The following is a 16,786-nucleotide window of genomic DNA, read 5'->3' on the forward strand; positions in this document are numbered from 1 at the left end:
GGCTCTGGATTGCCGCGTCGCTGCGCTCCTCGCAATGACGAAGTTTAGAAAACCGTCCGCGCCGCGACGGTGCCCTTGGTCGCGAAGCTGAAGCGCGGTTCGATGGGCAGGTTTTCGTCGAGGATATGCGCGGCGACGCGCTTGCCCACCGCGGGGCCGTTCTTGAAACCGTGCCCCGAGCCGCCGCCGACAAGCCAGACATGCGGCTGGCCGGGGAAGCGGTCGATCAGATAGTCGCCGTTCGAACTGTTCTCATATTGGCAGACGCGCCCGCCGATCAGCGGCGCGGTCGCGAGACCGGGGAAGCGGCGCGCGACATAGGCGCGCGCCTCGGCGATGCCCGCGGGGGTGAGGGCGCGCTCCTGCGTGTCGGGGTCGACCACCGGACCATGCACGTCGATCGCGATCTTGAACCCCGCGCCTTCGAGGTCGGGGATGCCATAGACGATACGGCCGTTGTTGAAATCGGCCCACACCGGCAGGTTCGGCGGGGCGAAGCGGGTGTCGCCCTGCGGCGCGCCGAAATGATAGACTTCCTGCCGCGTTGCGACGATCTTGCCCATCAGATGCTGCGGGAAGATTTCGGCGAGCCAGGGTCCGCAGGCATAGACGAGATGGTCGGCGGTGCCGCCGTCGGGCAGCGTGTGGCGCTGGATCTTCTTCGACAAGAGCGGCGCGGGCATGACGACGGGTTCGACCGTAATCTGTGCGTCGGCGATCACTTCCTGCACGCCGCGTGCGGCGATCAGCGCGCCGGTTTCGGTTTCGAGGATGCCGGTTTCGCCCTGGTAGAACTGGATCTGGCGATATTTATTTTGGAGCCAGCTCACGTCGCCCTGTTCGTGGCCGATGCGGTTCGCCTGGAGCCAGGCGAGCGACTGCGCGGTATAGGCGTCGCCCTGCGGCGCGAACCAGAGCACGCCGGTGTTGTGGAAGATCGGCGCGCTCGCGCTGTCGGACAGCGTCTTCCAATAGGGCAGCGATTCGCGCGCCATCTCGGAATAGATGGTGTCGGCGCCATAGCCCATGCGGATGACGCGGCTTTCGCCCGCCGACGAGGCGCGCGCATTGGCGGCGCCATAGGCGTCGAACAGCCGCACCGACTTGCCCGCGCGCAGCAGGTGCCAGGCGGTCCAGGCGCCGAACACCCCGGCCCCGATCACCGCGACATCGACATGCTGGACGGTCGGTTTGGCGTCCTTCCGCTTTTTCGAACGGCGCTCCTTGCGCTCGGCCGCCGCCGCGGCGGTCGCCACGGGCAGCGCGGCGAGGCCGGTGAGGAGGGCGCGGCGCGTCGTCATCGCGTCGCCCAGGCGATCAGCGCGCGGCCGGCGCCGCCGAGCGTCGCCAGATCGGCGATGTCGTCGAGCAACCAGCATTCGCCGGGCTGCCATGGACCGGCGCCGACCGTGCCGCCGCCGTCGATGGGGATGAACCAGATAGGGCCATGGGCGCCGAGTTGGGGCAGCGCGCCGAAATCCTCGCTATGCGCATCGATCAGCACGAACTTCGGGCCGTCGACAAGGCGGTCGATGCCGACCGCGATCGGCGTGCGCAGGTTCGCGGCGAGATAGGGACCGGCGTTGGCACAGGTCATCGCTTCGTCGAGATGCAGATCGCGCGGGCGGCCATAGTCGTAGAGGCGATAGGTGATGTCGGCATATTGCTGGACCTCGATCAGCGTCAGCCCGCCGCCGATCGCGTGGATCGTGCCGGGGGTGACGTGGAAATGATCGCCCGGCGCGATGGCTTTCCAGTCGATGAGGTCTTCGATGCTGCCGTCGAGCGCGGCAGCGCGGAGCCGATCGGGTGACACACGCTGTTCGAGGCCGAGCCCGATCACCGCGTTATCCTCGGCGTCCAGGATCACCCATGCCTCCTCCTTGCCCTGCGGCGCGCCGGCGGCGCGCGCTTGCGCGTCGTCGGGGTGGACCTGCACCGACAGCGCTTCGGAGGTGAAGAGATATTTGACGAGCAGCGCGGGTTCGGGCGAGCCCGCGGGCAGTTCGAACCAGATTTCGCCGATCCGCTCGCCGCCTGCATCGAACAGCGGGCCGATGTCGTCGCGGCCCCATGGCTTGGCGACGCGGCGCGGGATCAGGCGGGTCGCTGGCACGCCGTCAGTTGCCCTTCTTGTAATAACGATAGCCGCCGATCCAGGTTTCGAGCGGCGTCATGCGGCGGATCTCGTCGGGGCTGGCGAGCATCGGGTCGCTGTCGACGATCAGGAAGTCGGCGCGCATGCCGGGCATCAGCGTGCCGATGCGGTCCTCGGCAAAGCCCGCATAAGCGGCGGTGCGGGTGAAGCCGTCGAGCGCGGTTTCGCGGTTGACCGCCTCCTCGGGGCGCCAGCCGCCGAAGGGCTGGCCGCTCGCGTCGGTGCGCGAGATCGCGGCGGCGATGCCGGGGAAGGGGTTGGCGCTTTCGACAGGGACGTCCGACCCGAAGGCGAGGCGGGCGCCCGCGGTCTGCAGGCTGCGCCAGGCATAGGCGCCCTTCAGCCGGTCGGGACCCAGACGCGCCTCGGCCATCAGGCGGTCGCTGGTCTGGTGGACCGGCTGCATCGAGGCGATGACCTTCAATTGCGCGAAGCGCGGAATGTCGACCGGGTCGATGATCTGCGCATGTTCGATGCGCCAGCGCCGCTCGCCGGGCAGATCGGCGTTGAGGTCGGCGATCGCGTCGAGCGCTTCGGCATTGGCGGCATCGCCGATCGCGTGGATCGCGACCTGGAACTTGTCCATCGAGGCACGCACCATCTTGTTGCGCAGCTGCGCCGGGGTGAGCAGGGGCAGGCCCTTCTGCCCCGGGGCGTCGCTATAGGGCGCCTTGAGCCAGGCACCGCGCGAGCCGAGCGCACCGTCGAGATAGAGCTTCACTCCGACCATGCGCAGCCGGTCGTCATAGAGCCAGGGCGTCGGTTCGCCGCCCGCGATCAGCGTCATATTGTCGATGTCGCCGCCATAGCTCATGATCCGCACCGCGAGCTGTTTCTTGTCGCCGGCACGGCGATAGGCCTGCCATTCCTCAATCGTCGTGCCCATGTCGGCGATCGCGGTGATCCCCTGTTCGAGCAGTTTCTGCTGCGCGAGATAGAGTGCGCGGTCGACGTCGCGGGCCAGCGGTTTCGGCTTGGCATTGTCGACCAGCGCCATCGCGGCGTCGACGAAGACCCCGCTGGGCTTGCCGCCCTCCATCTCGATCCGCCCGCCCGCGGGCGATTTGCTGGTCGCAGTGATCTTCGCCGCATTCATCGCGGCGGTGTTGGCCCAACCGGCATGGCCGTCGACACGCGAAAGCCAGACCGCGCGGTCGGGCACCGCGGCGTCGAGGTCGGCGGCGGTCGGGAAGCGGCCGAGGCCCCATTTCTCCTGATTCCACCCCGATCCGATGATCCACGGCATTTCGGGATTGTCGGCGGCATATTTGCGGATCGCCGTCTGCGCCTCGGCGAGCGATTTCGTCTCGCTGAGGTCCAGCAGCATCAGCTGGAACCCCATGCCGATGACATGGCCGTGCGCGTCGATCAGCCCGGGGATGAGCGTTTTGCCCTTGCCGTCTTCCTTGAAATCGGGGCGTTCGGGGCGCTTGTCCTTGCGGTCGAGCAGCTGCTTGACCTTGCCTTGGCTGTCGATGACGAGCCCGGTGAACCGGACGAGCTTGCCGTCCTTGTCGAGCGTGATGCCGTTGACATTGTCGACCAGTGTATCGGCGTGGGCCGGGGCGGCGAGGAGGAGGGCGAGCGATGCGAGGAGGAAGCGCTTCATTTCGGCAGCCTCGTCACGAGCGAACTGGTATCGCGGCGGCCATTGCCCGCCTTTTGGACATCGGCGTAAAATTGGTCGACGATCGCTGCGACCGGGATCGTCGCGCCGTTCGAGCGTGCTTCCTCAAGCGCCAGCCCCAGATCCTTGCGCATCCAGTCGACGGCGAAGCCGAAGTCGAATTCGTCCTTCGCCATCGTGCCCCAGCGGTTGAGCATCTGCCAGCTCGCCGCGGCGCCGCCCGACACCGCCTCGAACACCTTGTCGGTGTCGAGCTTCGAGGCTTGCGCGAAACGCAAGGCTTCGGACACGCCCTGCAGCGCGCCGGCGATCGCGATCTGGTTGACCATCTTGGTCGTCTGCCCCGCGCCGGGGCCGCCGATATGGACCATGCGCGCGGCATAAGCCTGCATGATCGGCGCCGCGGCCTCGAACGCCGCCTTCCTGCCGCCGCACATGATCGACAGCGTGCCGTTTTGCGCGCCGGCTTCACCGCCCGAGACCGGCGCGTCGACGACGAGCAGACCGGGTTCCTCGGCCTCGACCGACAATTGCCGCGCTATGCGGGCGGAGACGGTGGTGTGGTCGATGAACAGCGCCCCGCGCCGCATCGCGCGGAAGGCGCCGTCGCGGCCGAGCGTCACCTGCGCCAGATCGTCGTCGTTGCCGACGCAGGTCAGCACGACGTCGGCGCCTTCGGCGGCTTCGGCGGGGGTCGCCGCCGCCGCTCCGCCATATAGCGCGACCCAGGCGTCGGCCTTGGCGCGGGTGCGGTTGTAGACGGTGAGGGCGTGGCCGGCTTTCGCCAGATGGCCCGCCATCGGTCCGCCCATGACGCCGGTCCCGATGAAGCTGATGCGCAATGTTTCTTCGCTCATGGCGAGGGGTCATAACGGCGGTTTGCGCGGCGCGCCAGATAGGCTAGGGCCAGCCGCGTTATGACAGAGCAACTCACCCTGACCTCCGCCGCCGATTATCCGGCGATCACATTGGACGATGTGCGCGCGGCGGCGGAGCGAATTAACGGCGCGGTCGTGCGCACGCCGACGCTTCATTCGCAGACGCTGTCCGAAATGGTCGGCGCCGAGGTGTGGCTGAAGTTCGAAAATCTGCAATTCACCGCGGCCTACAAGGAGCGCGGCGCGCTCAACGCGCTGCTGCTGCTCGACGACGAGGCGCGCGCGCGCGGCGTGATCGCGGCGTCGGCGGGCAATCATGCGCAGGGCCTAGCCTATCATGGCAAGCGTCTCGGCGTGCCGGTGACGATCGTGATGCCGAGCACGACGCCGCAGGTGAAGGTGTCGCAGACCGCGAGCCATGGCGCGACGATCGTCCTCCACGGCGAAAAGTTCGACGATGCTTATGCCCATGCGCGCGTGCTCGAAAAGGAACGCGGGCTGACCTTCGTCCATCCCTTCGACCATCCGCATGTCGCGGCCGGGCAGGGGACGGTCGCGCTCGAAATGCTCGAGGATGTGCCCGAGCTCGACACGCTGATCGTGCCGATCGGCGGCGGCGGGCTGCTTGCGGGCATGGGCACCGCGGCGCGCGGGATCAAGAACGACATGCGCCTGGTGGGCGTGCAGGCGGAGCTTTATCCGTCGATGTACGCCGAGTTGAACGGCGTCGACATGGCGTGCGAGGGCGACACGCTGGCCGAGGGTATCGCGGTGAAGGAGCCGGGGTCGTACACGCGCAAGCTCGTCGCCGAACTCAACGACGATATCGTGCTGGTGGCGGAACGCCATCTGGAGCGCGCGGTGAGCTTGCTGCTGCAGATCGAGAAGACGGTGGTCGAGGGCGCGGGCGCGGCGGGGCTCGCGGCGATGCTCGCGCATCCCGAGGAGTTCAAGGGCCGCAAGGTTGGCCTCGTGCTGACCGGCGGCAATATCGACACGCGGCTGCTCGCCAATGTGCTGCTGCGCGATCTCGCGCGCTCGGGGCGGATCGCGCGGCTGCGCATTCGCTTGCAGGACCGTCCGGGCGCGCTGTTCAAGGTGATGAAGCTGTTCGACGAGAAGCAGGTCAACATCATCGAAATCTATCACCAGCGCATCTTTACCACCTTGCCAGCGAAGGGCCTGATCACCGACATCGAATGCGAAGCACGCGACCGCGAGCATCTCGACAGCCTGGTGACCGCGCTCCGCGATGCGGGTTATATGGTGACGACGGTCGAGCTGGCTTAACCGCCAGTCCCATCGTCATTGCGACCCCGGCGAAAGCCGGGGGAAGCAATCCAGAGCGATTTACGCAGGCTCTGGATTGCCGCGTCGCTTCGCTCCTCGCAATGACGAGGCTTTTTGTCGCCAGGCGCCGAGGCTAAGCACGTCCAATGAAATCCTTCACCCTCTCCCTCACCGCCACCCCCGACAGCATCGACGAGCTCGGCCATGTCAACAATGCCGTCTGGGTCCAGTGGATCCAGCAGGTCGCGACGGGTCATTGGGACGCCGCGGCACCGCAATCGCACAAGGACGCCTATATCTGGGTCGTGGTGCGCCACGAGATCGATTACCTCCGCGCGCTCGGCCCCGGCGAGACGGTGACCGCGCGGACCTGGGTCGCCGACAAGCCGCAGGGCGCGAAGTTCGACCGCTATATGGAGTTCACCGGCGCCGACGGCAAAGTGCATGTCCGCGCGCGCACCGTGTGGGCGCTGCTCGACAAGGCGAGCGGCCGGCCGTTGCGCGTGACGGCGGAGGTGGTGGCGCCGTTCCTCGGTCCGGAAGCGTGACGCTTTCGATCCGCCCCGCCACGTCCGACGATGCCGCGGCGATCTGGGCGATTATCGAACCGGTGATCCGCGCGGGCGAGACCTATACGCTCGACCGCGACATGCCTGAGGCCGAAGCGCTCGCTTACTGGTTCGCGGCGGACAAGGCGGTGTTCGTCGCCGAGGCGGACGGCGTCATCCTCGGCACCTATTATCTCCGCGCCAACCAGGCCGGCGGCGGGGCGCATGTCTGCAATTGCGGCTATATGACCGGCGCGGCCGCGACCGGGCGCGGGGTGGCGCGGGCGATGGCGTTGCATTCGTTCGAGCAGGCAAAGGCGCGGCGCTTTGGTGCGATGCAGTTCAACTTCGTCGTCGCGAGCAACACCCGCGCGGTCGGGCTGTGGCAATCTTTGGGGTTCGACATCGTCGGGCGGTTGCCGGGGGCGTTCGACCATCCGGCGCTGGGCTTTGTCGATGCGCTGGTGATGTTTCGGGCGCTGTGATTATTCCTTGGCGCGTTCGCTGAGCGGCCTTGCCTCGAGCGCGTTCAGCGCTCTCAATATCGCGCCATGAACATCGCCAACCTCTTCGAAGAGCGTGCGATACACGTCGCCGATCCGCTCGCTATAGGCGTCGATGCGCGCAAGCTGGTCGCGGCCCGCGTCGGTGAGCCGAAACATCTTGCGCCGCGCGTCGCCGGGGTCGGGGTGCTGGGTGATCAGCCCGAGGCGTAGCAGCGCCGGGCATTTCTGCATCACCAGCTGGTGCGACTGCCCAAGCGTGCGTGCGAGTTCAGCTGCAGACGCCTCGCCCGCCTCGCCGAGCGCGGTGAGCAGCGAGCAGGAGCGCACCGGGACGGTGATGCCGGCGGCGTCGAACAGCGGACGCGTCTGTTCCTCGATGCGCGTGCTCAGCGCTTCGCTGAGGCGGCCGAGGAACGAGATGTCGTCGAGATCGGACGCGGTATCAGGGGAGGCGGGCATAGTCGGTCGTCGTTCCGTCGCGGTCGATGCGGGTGAGCGCGACGATCTTGCCGCCTTTGCGCGCGATGCGAAAGCGGAAGTCGCGCACCCCCTCGATCGCCAGCAGGTCGCCGCCCAGCGGTTCGAGCGTGAGGCGGAGCCGTTCGCGCCAGGTATAGAGCAATTTACCATCGACCAGGTCGATGCGCCGGCCTTCATAACGGCCGGCGATCGCTTTCAGCGCTGCGGCGGTCGGCGCGGGGCGCGGGGCGAGCATCGGCGCGAGCCAGTCGGCGTCGGCCTGTTTCGCCGGATCGGCTTTGGCGAGGTCGGCGAGCGCGAGGCGGTGCGCGACGGCGAGCGCGTCGGCGGAGGGGACAAGATGGTCGGGGGTCACGCCCTGCCCTTCGAAATCGCCGCGATCGACGGGGTCGCGGATCTGGCCGATCGGGACCTGCAGGAAGAAGTCGGTGCCGACGGGCTTGCGGTCGACCGGATGCGCGCCGCCCGCGGTGCGCTCGCCCACCAGCGTCGCGCGGCCGAGCTTCTTGAGCGTATAGGCGAACCATTCGGCGGCGGAGAAGCTGGTCGAACCGGTGAGGACATAGACGGGTTTGCCGGTCAGCCGCTTGGCGGGCAGCGCGGGGAGCACCCATTGGCCGCGCGCGACGCGGCGACCGTCGAGGTTGTAATCATAATCGAACAGCTCCTGGTCCTTGTCGCCGGGGAACAGCTGGCTCGCGAGCAACTGCGCCATCTCCAGATAACCGCCATTGTTGTAGCGCAGGTCATAGATCACCGCGTCGCCATTCTCGACGAAACGCATTGCCGCCGCGGCGGCGTCGTAGCCGAGTTCGGGGTCGGCGAAATGCAACAGGTCGACATAGGCGATATTGCCGTCGAGGTAGCGCAGTCCGGTGAAGCCGAAATTGGTTCGCGCCTCGTCGCGGCGGTCCTGTTCGCGCAGCGCGGCGGCGCGCGCCGGGTCCTGCTTTGCGGCATAGTCGGCGACCCATTCGGGATCGACCCCGACCGAAAAATGCAGGTCGTTGCTGGCGGCGATCAGGTCGTCGGTGAGCTCGCTCGCCAGCTTGCGCCGGTCGGCCGCCGCATCATAGGCGCCGGCGTCGAGATTGCGACGCAGCGTCGCGGCGATCGTCTTCGCCTTGTCGGGAAAGACATAATTCGCCTCCAGCGTCTGGCCGAGCTGTTCGACGATCGTGCGTTTGTCGGCGGCGGTCAGCGGGGCTTCGTCGGCCATGGCCGGCGTGACGAGCCATGCGGTCGTGGCGGCCAAAAGGATCGTCCAGCGCTTCTTTTTCATCTCGTTCTTCACCTGCGATGTGATTCGTACAATATATTGCGCAATATATTGTATAATAGCATCAGGCAAGGGGTTTGAAGGGCGGTAAGCGGCAGCAAGGGCGGGGGCGATCGACAGCGGCGTTGTGCGCCGTCGGTGGAGGTCGGCTGTCCGGGTGGAGCTTTGCCGGCTGCCGTCGCCCGACAAGAGCTGCCGATGGATATTTGCCGTGGGCCGCTTTCGGCGGCACTATGCCGAATGGCCCTGGCAGCAAAAGGCGATCGTGCGGTGGACATTCGACCCTATGAAACGTCCGATTTCGACGGGGTGTCAGCGCTGTGGGACGAGGCGTTCCCGAACGATCCGCCATGGAATCACGCCGAAATCGCGATCCCGGAAAAGCTCGCTTTCCAACCCGATCTGCTGTTCGTGGCGGTCGAGGACGGCGGGGTGGTCGGGTCGGTCATGGCCGGGTATGACGGCCATCGCGGCTGGCTTTATTCGGTTGCGGTGGGGCAGGGCGTCCGGCGCGGCGGCGTGGGAACGGCGCTGGTGCGGCACGCCGAGCAGGCCTTGCAAGCGCTGGGATGCGCGAAGGTCAATCTGCAGGTCCGGGCGACGAATGCCGCGGTCGTCCGCTTCTACGAACGGCTGGGCTATGCCATCGAAGAACGGGTGAGCCTGGGCAAACGGCTCCAGGGCGGAGCATTGCCATGACGTCACGCACCGCGACCTGCCATTGCGGGCGGCTTCAACTGGTTTGCAGCGGCGAGCCGCGCAAGGTTTCGATGTGCCATTGCCTCGAATGCCAGCGCCGAACGGGGAGCGCGTTCAGCATCGCGGTATTTTACGCGCGCGACATGGTTCGCGTCGAACGCGGCGAAGCGGCGAGTTTCGAGCGGCCATCGGCGAGCGGAAAATCGGTGAAATTCCATTTCTGCCCGCGCTGCGGATCGAATATGTTCTGGGAGCCGGAGCGCATGCCGGCGTTGGTCGGTGTCGCCGCCGGGGCCTTCGCCGACCCCGACTTTCCGGCACCCGAACAATCGGTCTGGACACGCGACAAGCATCGCTGGCTAACCCTTCCCGACGGCATCACGCCGCATGAACTGAGCCCGCCGCCGCGCCAACCCGTCGATTGATCGTCGGGTTCAGTCCGGCATCACGCATATCCCACCCAGCCGCGCCAGGTGAAGGCGGCGTAGAATTGCTCGACGCCGGTGAAGCCCGCCGCGCGCAGCACCGCCTCGTCGGCCTCGGGGCTGAGCATCGCGACATGGGTGGCGACCGCCTCGCGGCCCTTGGCAACCTGATCGGGATCGCCGCCCGACGCGACGGCGAAGGCGGCATAGCGGTCGAGCCAGCGGTCGCGCTCGCCCGCGCCTTGCGGGAAGCTGCCATGCGCGGCGACAAACGGCGCGCCGGGTTTCAGGCGGCGGCGGATTTCCGACACGGTGCGGATGCGTTCATCGGTTGCGAGGAAGTGGAGCGTGAGCAGGCACACCGCGCCGTCGAAGGGGCCGGCGGGGGCGTCGTCGATCACGCCCTCGACCAGCTCTGCGCGATCGGCGTTCGCGCCAAGCGTCTGCGCGGCCAGGTGCAGCATCGCGCCGGCGGGATCGACGCCGGTGAAGGTCCAGCCGGGATAGGCGTCGGCCAGCGCCTTCAGCTCAAGTCCGCCGCCCGCGCCGAGCACGAGAATATGCGCATCAGCGGGCACGCGCTCGGCGAGCAGCAGGCCGGTCATGCGGTGCAGCGCGTCGAGGCCGGGGACGAAGCGCCGCGGCCCTTCGGTGTAGTGCGCGACCGCGGCCGGATCCTTGAAGCTGTCGAGGAAATGTTGCGCGCCTTCAGCCATGACTATGCTCCTGTGCAAGGTGGGATCGCTCCGCCATGCGCGCGTGGAAATCGGTGCTGAGCTGCGCGAGCGTGACGTCGGCGAAACGATCGAGCAGCAGCGCCTCTGCCTCGCGGAAGCCGCTGTCGAGCGCGGCGTTGACCGCTTGTTCGACGAGGCAGCCGGGCGCCTCGCTGCGATTGCCCATTGCCATCAGCCCGGGGCGGCCGATCGCATCATAGACGTCGCGCATCGTGATGGCTGACAGGTCGCGCGCGATCGTCCAGCCGCCGCCATGGCCTTTTTCGCTATGCACGAACCCCGCGTCGCGCAGCCCGCCGAGGATGCGGCGGATGACGACCGGGTTGGTCTGCATCGCTCTGGCGAGCTGTTCCGACGTCATCGGCGTCTGATGCTCCGCCATGTGGAGCAGGACGTGCAGGACGCCCGAGAGGCGGCTGTCTCGTTTCATGTAACTTTAAATAGTGCATGATTGAGCAATGTCAACCAAGCTGAGTTGTTAGAATAATACAGTTGTTGACCGGCACGGGCTGAATCGCATAGATGCTCCCGCCCGGGGATTTTCATTGGGGCGATGATGCGATGAAGATTCCTGCGATATTGACGATGCTCGCCGCGCTGTCGGCTTGCGCCGCAAATCCCGCCGTTCCGGCTTCTGTTTCGGTCGCGGCGCCCGCTGGCACCGAAGTCGAGATCACGCGCGACGATGCGGGGTGGCAGGCGCGTTTTCGTTTCGCCGAAGATGCCCCGCTCTGGGCCTTCGAGCGGTCGGCGCTGCTGCGCCGCGAAGAGACGCCCTGGCGCCCGAAAAGCTGGGAGGTGGCGACTCCGGGGGTGTCGCTGGTCCGGATCGGCGACTTCGACGCGCTGGTCGCCGACACGGGGACCGTCCCGCGCGAGGCGGTGATCCGCTTCCGCCCGCTCGCCGAGGATATCATCGCCGATTATGATCCGGCGATCGTCCTGTCGGACGGTTCGCTCGCTATCTACGGCGGGCATTTCAACGCTTTTCCGATGGACAGCCGCGAGGCGGTCGCGGCGCTGCGCGAGCCGAAGGAATATCCGACGCAGATTGCGCTGACCGCGGCGGGCGCGCCCTTGCTGTTCGACGGCCAGCGGGTGACGCGCGCCGAGGCGGTGGGCGATCGTTATGTCTATGTCGGCGACGTCGCGCTGGCGCCGGGCGACCCGGTCGCGACGATCCTCGATCCGGGCCTGCCGGGCTGGATTTCGGGACAGCTGCGCGATTTTACCCCGTCGGTGTTCCGCGATTTCGAGGCGATGATGGGCGCGCACAAGAGCAGCCGGCCGATGGTGATCGCGAGCTGGGCGGGCTCGGAGTTTCGCGGGGCCAGCACCGGTGGCAGCGTGTCGCCCGGGCTGATCACGATGCGGCTCGAAGGCACGCAGCTCTTGAAGGAGACGCCGGGCGCGCTTCACCGGATGCGCTGGTTCATCGCGCATGAGGCGGCGCATTTCTGGCTGGGGCAGACGGTCGGCTACGCGACCCCGGATGAGGCTTGGATCACCGAGGGCGGTGCCGATTATCTGGCGATGGGCGCCGCGTTGCGCGCCGATGCCGGGTTCGATGCGGTCGACTTCCTGGCCAAGGCGCGCAGCGACTGTGCGGCCGCGTTGGCCAAGGGGCCGCTCGCCGATGCCCGGCGGCGGAGCGACCAGCGCGCCTATTATGCGTGCGGTTCGCTGTTCGCGGCGGCGGTCGAGGCGGCGGGACGGCCGCGCGGCAAGGGCTTCGCCGATTTCGTGCGCACCCTGATCGCCACCGACAAGGACGGCAAGCTGACCGCACAGGAGTGGCTGACCGCCGCGCGCAAATTCGGGGTGTCGTCCGAACAGATCGCGCGGATCGAAACGCTGCGCGCAGGGATGCCCGATGCGGCGCCGGTGATCGCGGACTTGCTTGGCGATTGACCGGGGCGGGCAAAGCGGTTAGCCACGCCCGCGATGACCGACGCCCTGCAACCCCGATTCAAGGCATATTGGCGCTCCTTTACATAGGAGCGGCATGGCATCACCTTTGACCATCGCCGCCGTGTTCGGACAGGCGAATGGTTATCCATCTTTTCCCCCATCCGGTCACGGTGCGCGCATTCTGGAAGACGCGACATGACCGATACATTGCTTGCCCTCTCGACCGACCGGTGCCGTATCGCACCGCTCCACGCCGACGATGCCGCCGCGCTCGCCGCGATCACCGATGCGTCGGTGACGGCGCAGGTACATTTCCTGCCAACGCCCTTCACCGAGGCCGATGCCCGCGCGCTGATCGCCGGGTCGGGCGGCGGCGATGTGTTCCATGCGGTGCGCGACCGCGGCGAGGGACGGCTGCAGGGCGTGATCGGCGTCCACCGCCGCGACGCGCGCGAGGTCGAGGTCGGTTACTGGTTCGCGGCCGCGGCGCGCGGTCGGGGTTTGGCAACCGAGGCGGTCAATGCGGTGGTGCGCGAAATCGCCGGCTCGCGCCCGGGGGCGGCGATCGTCGCCGAATGCCATCCGGACAATGAACGGTCGCGCGCGCTGCTGCGGCGCGTCGGTTTCCTCGCGACGGGGCAGATCGGACGGCGGCCGGGCCGGGTGCTGATGAAATGGCGCCCGGGATCGGGGATCGACGTGTGCTGATCAGGTGAAGGACGATACGACTTCGACTAGCGAATTGGCGTCTCAGTCCAGCGATGTCTCAAGAATGTCGTCCCCCGAGCGTGGCTGGGGATCTGCTTCCAGTCGCAAGCCTCGCGCGGAAAGCGCCGAGAGGAAGCGATCCCAATAGGGCTGCCAATCCTCCAGTGCGTCCGTGATACAGGTCCGTTCGACGCTGACAAAAGCGCTGTCGGACCCAGGTTTGCGGATCGTCTGGATCATCACGCTGACCCGCGCACTTTGCAGGATGTAGATTTCGATTGTGTCGCCAACGACGCTGGCCGTGCTCATCCCGAGATCAGGCTCGGCGCGCTCGAACACGCTCTGGAGTTTCGCAAAGGCCTCCGGGTCGAGAGTAAGGATACCCGATGCCTTTGGCCCGGCTCTCGCCGGATCGGAACACATGGTTTCTGTCGCGGCGGCGGGCTGCGTGGCCAGCGGCGCCGAAAGGATCAATGCACATAGACAAGCGCGAAGCGGCCGCCTCATGCTACCTCTTCCTTCAGCGCCTTGACGATCGCCGCGACCGAGGTCGGGGCGTAAGCGAAGCCCATATGGCCGCAGTCGACCTCGACCTGGCGGTCGCTTTCGTGCGGGGCGCCGCGCGCGCTGTTGACCGCGACGACGCCGTCGTGCGCCGACCACAGGGCGAAGGTCGGCATTTCGGGGCGCGGCGCGGGATGGAAGTCGATCGGCGGATTGTCGACCGGGTGGCGCGCGATCAGATGATAGAGCCGCCAGGCGCGGTTGGCGCGGCGGCTACCCGAAAAGGGCGAGCCGAGGGTGACGACGCGCGCGACCTTGCCGGGATGATGTTTGGCATATTCGCGCGCGTAAATGCCGCCAAGGCTCCACCCCACCAGCGCGGGCGCATGGCCGGTGCGATCGATGATCCATTGCACCCGCGTGTCGATGCGCTCGATGATGTCCGCCGTCGCGCCGCGGTTGAAGCCCAGACCCCAGCCGTAACAGCGAAACCCCGAGCGGCGGAGGTCGCCGCGCAGCGCCTTGGTCGCCCAGTCGCCCGACAGGAAACCCGGCAGCACCATCACCGGCGGATGCTCGCTGTCGGGATTGGGTTCGGGCGGCATCGCGCGGATGCGGCCCCACAGCGCGCGCAGCAGCGACGTCGCCTCGCGCCACAGCAGCCCGAGCGACGGCGGCGCGTCGGGATCGGCGATGCGCGCCGGCCATTCGGCGCGCCGGGCGAGGAGGTCGCGGAGCATGCGGGCGATATAGTCATTACTGTTACCCGGCGAAAGGCGTCCGGAGGCACGGGACTCCGGACGCGGTCCAGCAGGATTGCGCAAACTTTCCTGGGCCCCGGCGTTCGCCGGGGAACATTCAACCCTTGGGGACGAGCTTCACCAGCTTGCCGTCGCTGCCGTCGGTGAGCAGCCAGACCGATCCGTCGCCACGCACCTCGACCTCGCGAATGCGCTTGCCGAAGTCCCAGCGGTCGGATTTGTGCAGTTTGTCGCCGTCTACGCCCATGCGAATCAACCCTTCGCCCGACAGCGCGCCCATCAGCAGGCTGTTCTTCCAGCCCGGATAGAGGTCGCCGTCGTACCAGACGAGTCCGGCGGGCGAGACCGAGGGGTTCCACCACAGTTTCGGCGCCGCGAATTCGGGACGCGTCGGGTGATCGGGGATATCCTTGCCGTCATAATGGTCGCCGTTCGAGACGATCGGATAGCCGTAATTGGACTTCGCCGCGACCAGATTGACCTCGTCGCCGCCCTTTGGCCCCATTTCCTGGTTCCAGAGTTTGCCCGACCCGTCGAAGGCGAGGCCGAGGACGTTGCGGTGGCCGAGCGACCAGATTTGTGCGGTGACGCCACCTTCGGACGCGAAGGGATTGTCGGCGGGGACGCTGCCGTCGGGATTGAGGCGCAGGATTTTGCCGAGATTGGCCTTCATGTCTTGCGCGGGGTCGAATTTCTGCCGCTCGCCCGACCCGATGAACAGATATTTGCCGTCGGGCGAAAAGGCGAGGCGGTGCGAGAAATGGCCGCGGCCGCTGACCTTCGGATCCTGTTTCCAGATGATCTGCAGGTCCTTCAGGGCAGGGGCGCCGCTCTGGTCGAACCGGGCCTTGCCGACGACTGCGCCATAGGTGCCGCCGCTGCCTTCCTCGACCCAACTGAGATAGATGGTGCCGCTGGTCGCGAAATCGGGCGCGGCGATCACATCGCCGAAGCCGCCCTGGCCGCCATAGGCCACGGTCGGTACGCCCGCGACGTCGATGGGCGCGCCGCGCTCGCTCCATAATTTCAGCTTGCCTGACTTTTCGGTGACGAGCGCGAAGGGGGTGCCGGGCAGGAAGGTCATCGCCCAGGGTTCGTTGAAGCTCGCGACCTCCTGCACCGTGAAGGGGGCATCGGCGAGCGGGGTCGCGGGCTGCGTGCCATTGGCGTCGATCGTGGCCGTGTCGGTCGCAGCGGCGGCGTCGCTAGGCGTTGCGCCCGAGGTGCAAGCACCGACCAGCATTGCGGCGGCAAGGACGAAATGAGAGGCGGTTTTCATGGCTGAGCTCGCTTGGCTGGGGGGAGGGGCGGACAATCTGGCGCGCCCGGCCCGCAAAGTCGAGGGGTCAGCGGCCCAGCGCTTCGTGGCGCGCGGCGATCGTTTCGACGCTGTCCATGATCGCGTCGATTGCCTCGCTCGCGGGGGCCGCTTCGGCGCGCTTTTGCGAGAAATGGCCGCTGTTCATGATTTCCTCGAGCGCGTGGCGCGCGCGCGACACGCGGCTCTTCATCGTGCCGAGCGCGCAGCCGCAGATGCTCGCCGCCTCCTCGTACGACATGCCGCCGGCGCCGACGAGGATCAGCGCCTCGCGCTGGTCCTGCGGCAATTCCATCAGCCCGCGCTGGAGATCGGCCATTTCGCCCGATTCTTCCTGGCTGGCGGGGGTCGACAGCGTGCGTTCGACAGCGGTCTCGTCATAGTCGCCGACGAATTTGTTGCGGCGCATCTGCGACAGGAAAGTGTTGCGCAGGATGACGAAGGTCCAGGCCTTGATCGAGGTTCCCGCCTCGAACCGTTCGCGCGACGCCCAGGCCTTGACCATCGTGTCCTGCGTCAGGTCGTCGGCGAGGTCGGGATTGCCCGACAGGCTGCGGCCATAGGCGCGCAAATGGGGGATGACCCCGGCGAGCAGAGTCTTGAACTCGCGGTCGGACAGGCTTCCCCCCTCCCGCGATGAAACGGCACTGGCCTGGGTCATTCCTGATCGGGCGCTTTCTGATCGATCTGCGAGAGAAGGTCGAGCATGCCGTCGGGCAGTGGTTCGGCGACGATATTGCCGTAGATGATGCGCAATTTATTGCTGACCGGTTCGGGCGCCTGCCGCCCGGTGAGCGCGCGATACCATTGTTCGCTGCCGGTTCCGGGAAAACTGCCCGGACCCGACCGGCGCTCCATCGGAACACGCTGCGGGGCGCCGTCGCCTTTTGTCCTATGTTCGCCGTGCGTTGCCATGCCCGAGGAACGAAGAAGAAGGCCCCAAGTTCCCGGGTAAGG

The 16,786-nt window shown here is 67.1% G+C and carries 20 protein-coding genes; 7 read left to right on the forward strand and 13 right to left on the reverse strand.

Annotation, left to right across the window (positions count from 1 at the left end):
* Positions 1–44: 44 nt before the first annotated feature.
* The 4 genes from AC07U1_RS10045 to AC07U1_RS10060 are packed head-to-tail and all read right to left on the reverse strand — an operon-like array spanning position 45 to position 4,642.
* Positions 45–1,301 carry an FAD-dependent oxidoreductase gene (locus tag AC07U1_RS10045; RefSeq protein WP_495176620.1) on the reverse strand — a complete coding sequence of 419 codons (1,257 nt, stop codon included), beginning with the start codon at positions 1,299–1,301 and terminating at the stop codon, positions 45–47.
* The gene (locus AC07U1_RS10050) at positions 1,298–2,116 is read right to left on the reverse strand and encodes a class I mannose-6-phosphate isomerase (RefSeq protein WP_495176619.1); all 819 of its coding nucleotides are present in this window, start codon (positions 2,114–2,116) and stop codon (positions 1,298–1,300) included. The genes AC07U1_RS10045 and AC07U1_RS10050 overlap by 4 nt, the downstream gene beginning before the upstream one ends.
* 4 nt (positions 2,117–2,120) lie before the next feature.
* Positions 2,121–3,767, reverse strand: a complete 1,647-nt coding sequence (locus tag AC07U1_RS10055) for an amidohydrolase (RefSeq protein ID WP_495176618.1) — start codon at positions 3,765–3,767, stop codon at positions 2,121–2,123.
* Positions 3,764–4,642: an NAD(P)-dependent oxidoreductase gene (locus AC07U1_RS10060; protein WP_495176617.1), complete on the reverse strand. Its 879-nt coding sequence runs from the start codon at positions 4,640–4,642 to the stop codon at positions 3,764–3,766. Before AC07U1_RS10060 ends, AC07U1_RS10055 begins: the two co-directional genes overlap by 4 nt.
* Positions 4,643–4,702: 60 nt before the next feature.
* Between AC07U1_RS10060 and AC07U1_RS10065 the strand changes: the two genes are divergently transcribed.
* The 3 genes from AC07U1_RS10065 to AC07U1_RS10075 all read left to right on the forward strand — a co-directional run bounded on the left by AC07U1_RS10065 (position 4,703) and on the right by AC07U1_RS10075 (position 6,986).
* Positions 4,703–5,953 carry a threonine ammonia-lyase gene (locus AC07U1_RS10065; protein WP_492736805.1) on the forward strand — a complete coding sequence of 417 codons (1,251 nt, stop codon included), beginning with the start codon at positions 4,703–4,705 and terminating at the stop codon, positions 5,951–5,953.
* 146 nt (positions 5,954–6,099) lie between these two features.
* A complete protein-coding gene (locus AC07U1_RS10070) occupies positions 6,100–6,501 on the forward strand; it encodes an acyl-CoA thioesterase (RefSeq protein ID WP_495176616.1) in 402 nt (133 codons plus the stop codon).
* Entirely contained in the window at positions 6,498–6,986 is a 489-nt protein-coding gene (locus AC07U1_RS10075) for a GNAT family N-acetyltransferase (RefSeq protein ID WP_495176615.1), read from the forward strand. The genes AC07U1_RS10070 and AC07U1_RS10075 overlap by 4 nt, the downstream gene beginning before the upstream one ends.
* On the opposite strand, the gene AC07U1_RS10080 is transcribed toward AC07U1_RS10075, so the two are convergent.
* Together AC07U1_RS10080 and AC07U1_RS10085 are read right to left on the reverse strand one after the other, a co-directional pair.
* Positions 6,987–7,466 carry a MarR family winged helix-turn-helix transcriptional regulator gene (locus AC07U1_RS10080; protein WP_495176614.1) on the reverse strand — a complete coding sequence of 160 codons (480 nt, stop codon included), beginning with the start codon at positions 7,464–7,466 and terminating at the stop codon, positions 6,987–6,989.
* A complete protein-coding gene (locus AC07U1_RS10085) occupies positions 7,450–8,781 on the reverse strand; it encodes a S41 family peptidase (RefSeq protein WP_495197690.1) in 1,332 nt (443 codons plus the stop codon). Before AC07U1_RS10085 ends, AC07U1_RS10080 begins: the two co-directional genes overlap by 17 nt.
* 225 nt (positions 8,782–9,006) lie before the next feature.
* On the opposite strand from AC07U1_RS10085, the gene AC07U1_RS10090 reads away from it, so the two are divergent.
* Complete coding sequence (locus AC07U1_RS10090; RefSeq protein ID WP_492736796.1) at positions 9,007–9,465, forward strand: GNAT family acetyltransferase; 459 nt, start codon at positions 9,007–9,009, stop codon at positions 9,463–9,465.
* Positions 9,462–9,890: a GFA family protein gene (locus tag AC07U1_RS10095; protein ID WP_495176612.1), complete on the forward strand. Its 429-nt coding sequence runs from the start codon at positions 9,462–9,464 to the stop codon at positions 9,888–9,890. The genes AC07U1_RS10090 and AC07U1_RS10095 overlap by 4 nt, the downstream gene beginning before the upstream one ends.
* Before the next feature lie 20 nt (positions 9,891–9,910).
* Here AC07U1_RS10095 and AC07U1_RS10100 read toward each other — a convergent pair whose 3' ends face one another.
* Entirely contained in the window at positions 9,911–10,606 is a 696-nt protein-coding gene (locus AC07U1_RS10100; protein ID WP_495176611.1) for a class I SAM-dependent methyltransferase, read from the reverse strand.
* Positions 10,599–11,057, reverse strand: a complete 459-nt coding sequence (locus tag AC07U1_RS10105) for an RrF2 family transcriptional regulator (RefSeq protein WP_495176610.1) — start codon at positions 11,055–11,057, stop codon at positions 10,599–10,601. Before AC07U1_RS10105 ends, AC07U1_RS10100 begins: the two co-directional genes overlap by 8 nt.
* A gap of 131 nt (positions 11,058–11,188) precedes the next feature.
* Between AC07U1_RS10105 and AC07U1_RS10110 the strand changes: the two genes are divergently transcribed.
* Positions 11,189–12,538 carry a M1 family aminopeptidase gene (locus AC07U1_RS10110; RefSeq protein WP_495176609.1) on the forward strand — a complete coding sequence of 450 codons (1,350 nt, stop codon included), beginning with the start codon at positions 11,189–11,191 and terminating at the stop codon, positions 12,536–12,538.
* Positions 12,539–12,733: 195 nt separating this feature from the next.
* Positions 12,734–13,246 carry a GNAT family N-acetyltransferase gene (locus tag AC07U1_RS10115; protein ID WP_187140938.1) on the forward strand — a complete coding sequence of 171 codons (513 nt, stop codon included), beginning with the start codon at positions 12,734–12,736 and terminating at the stop codon, positions 13,244–13,246.
* A gap of 42 nt (positions 13,247–13,288) precedes the next feature.
* Here the strand turns inward: AC07U1_RS10115 and AC07U1_RS10120 are convergent, their stop codons facing one another.
* From AC07U1_RS10120 to AC07U1_RS10140, 5 genes are all read right to left on the reverse strand, one after another.
* On the reverse strand, positions 13,289–13,753 hold the full coding sequence (locus AC07U1_RS10120; RefSeq protein WP_495176608.1) for a hypothetical protein: 465 nt from the start codon (positions 13,751–13,753) through the stop codon (positions 13,289–13,291).
* Positions 13,750–14,490, reverse strand: a complete 741-nt coding sequence (locus AC07U1_RS10125; RefSeq protein WP_187140936.1) for an esterase/lipase family protein — start codon at positions 14,488–14,490, stop codon at positions 13,750–13,752. The genes AC07U1_RS10120 and AC07U1_RS10125 overlap by 4 nt, the downstream gene beginning before the upstream one ends.
* A gap of 118 nt (positions 14,491–14,608) precedes the next feature.
* Positions 14,609–15,790 carry a PQQ-dependent sugar dehydrogenase gene (locus AC07U1_RS10130; protein ID WP_495176607.1) on the reverse strand — a complete coding sequence of 394 codons (1,182 nt, stop codon included), beginning with the start codon at positions 15,788–15,790 and terminating at the stop codon, positions 14,609–14,611.
* 67 nt (positions 15,791–15,857) lie between these two features.
* Positions 15,858–16,490, reverse strand: a complete 633-nt coding sequence (locus tag AC07U1_RS10135; RefSeq protein WP_056346241.1) for a sigma-70 family RNA polymerase sigma factor — start codon at positions 16,488–16,490, stop codon at positions 15,858–15,860.
* Positions 16,487–16,687 carry a NepR family anti-sigma factor gene (locus AC07U1_RS10140; protein WP_056346243.1) on the reverse strand — a complete coding sequence of 67 codons (201 nt, stop codon included), beginning with the start codon at positions 16,685–16,687 and terminating at the stop codon, positions 16,487–16,489. Before AC07U1_RS10140 ends, AC07U1_RS10135 begins: the two co-directional genes overlap by 4 nt.
* Positions 16,688–16,786: the final 99 nt, after the last annotated feature.

This window comes from Sphingopyxis sp. GW821-FHT02C12 (assembly GCF_059421785.1).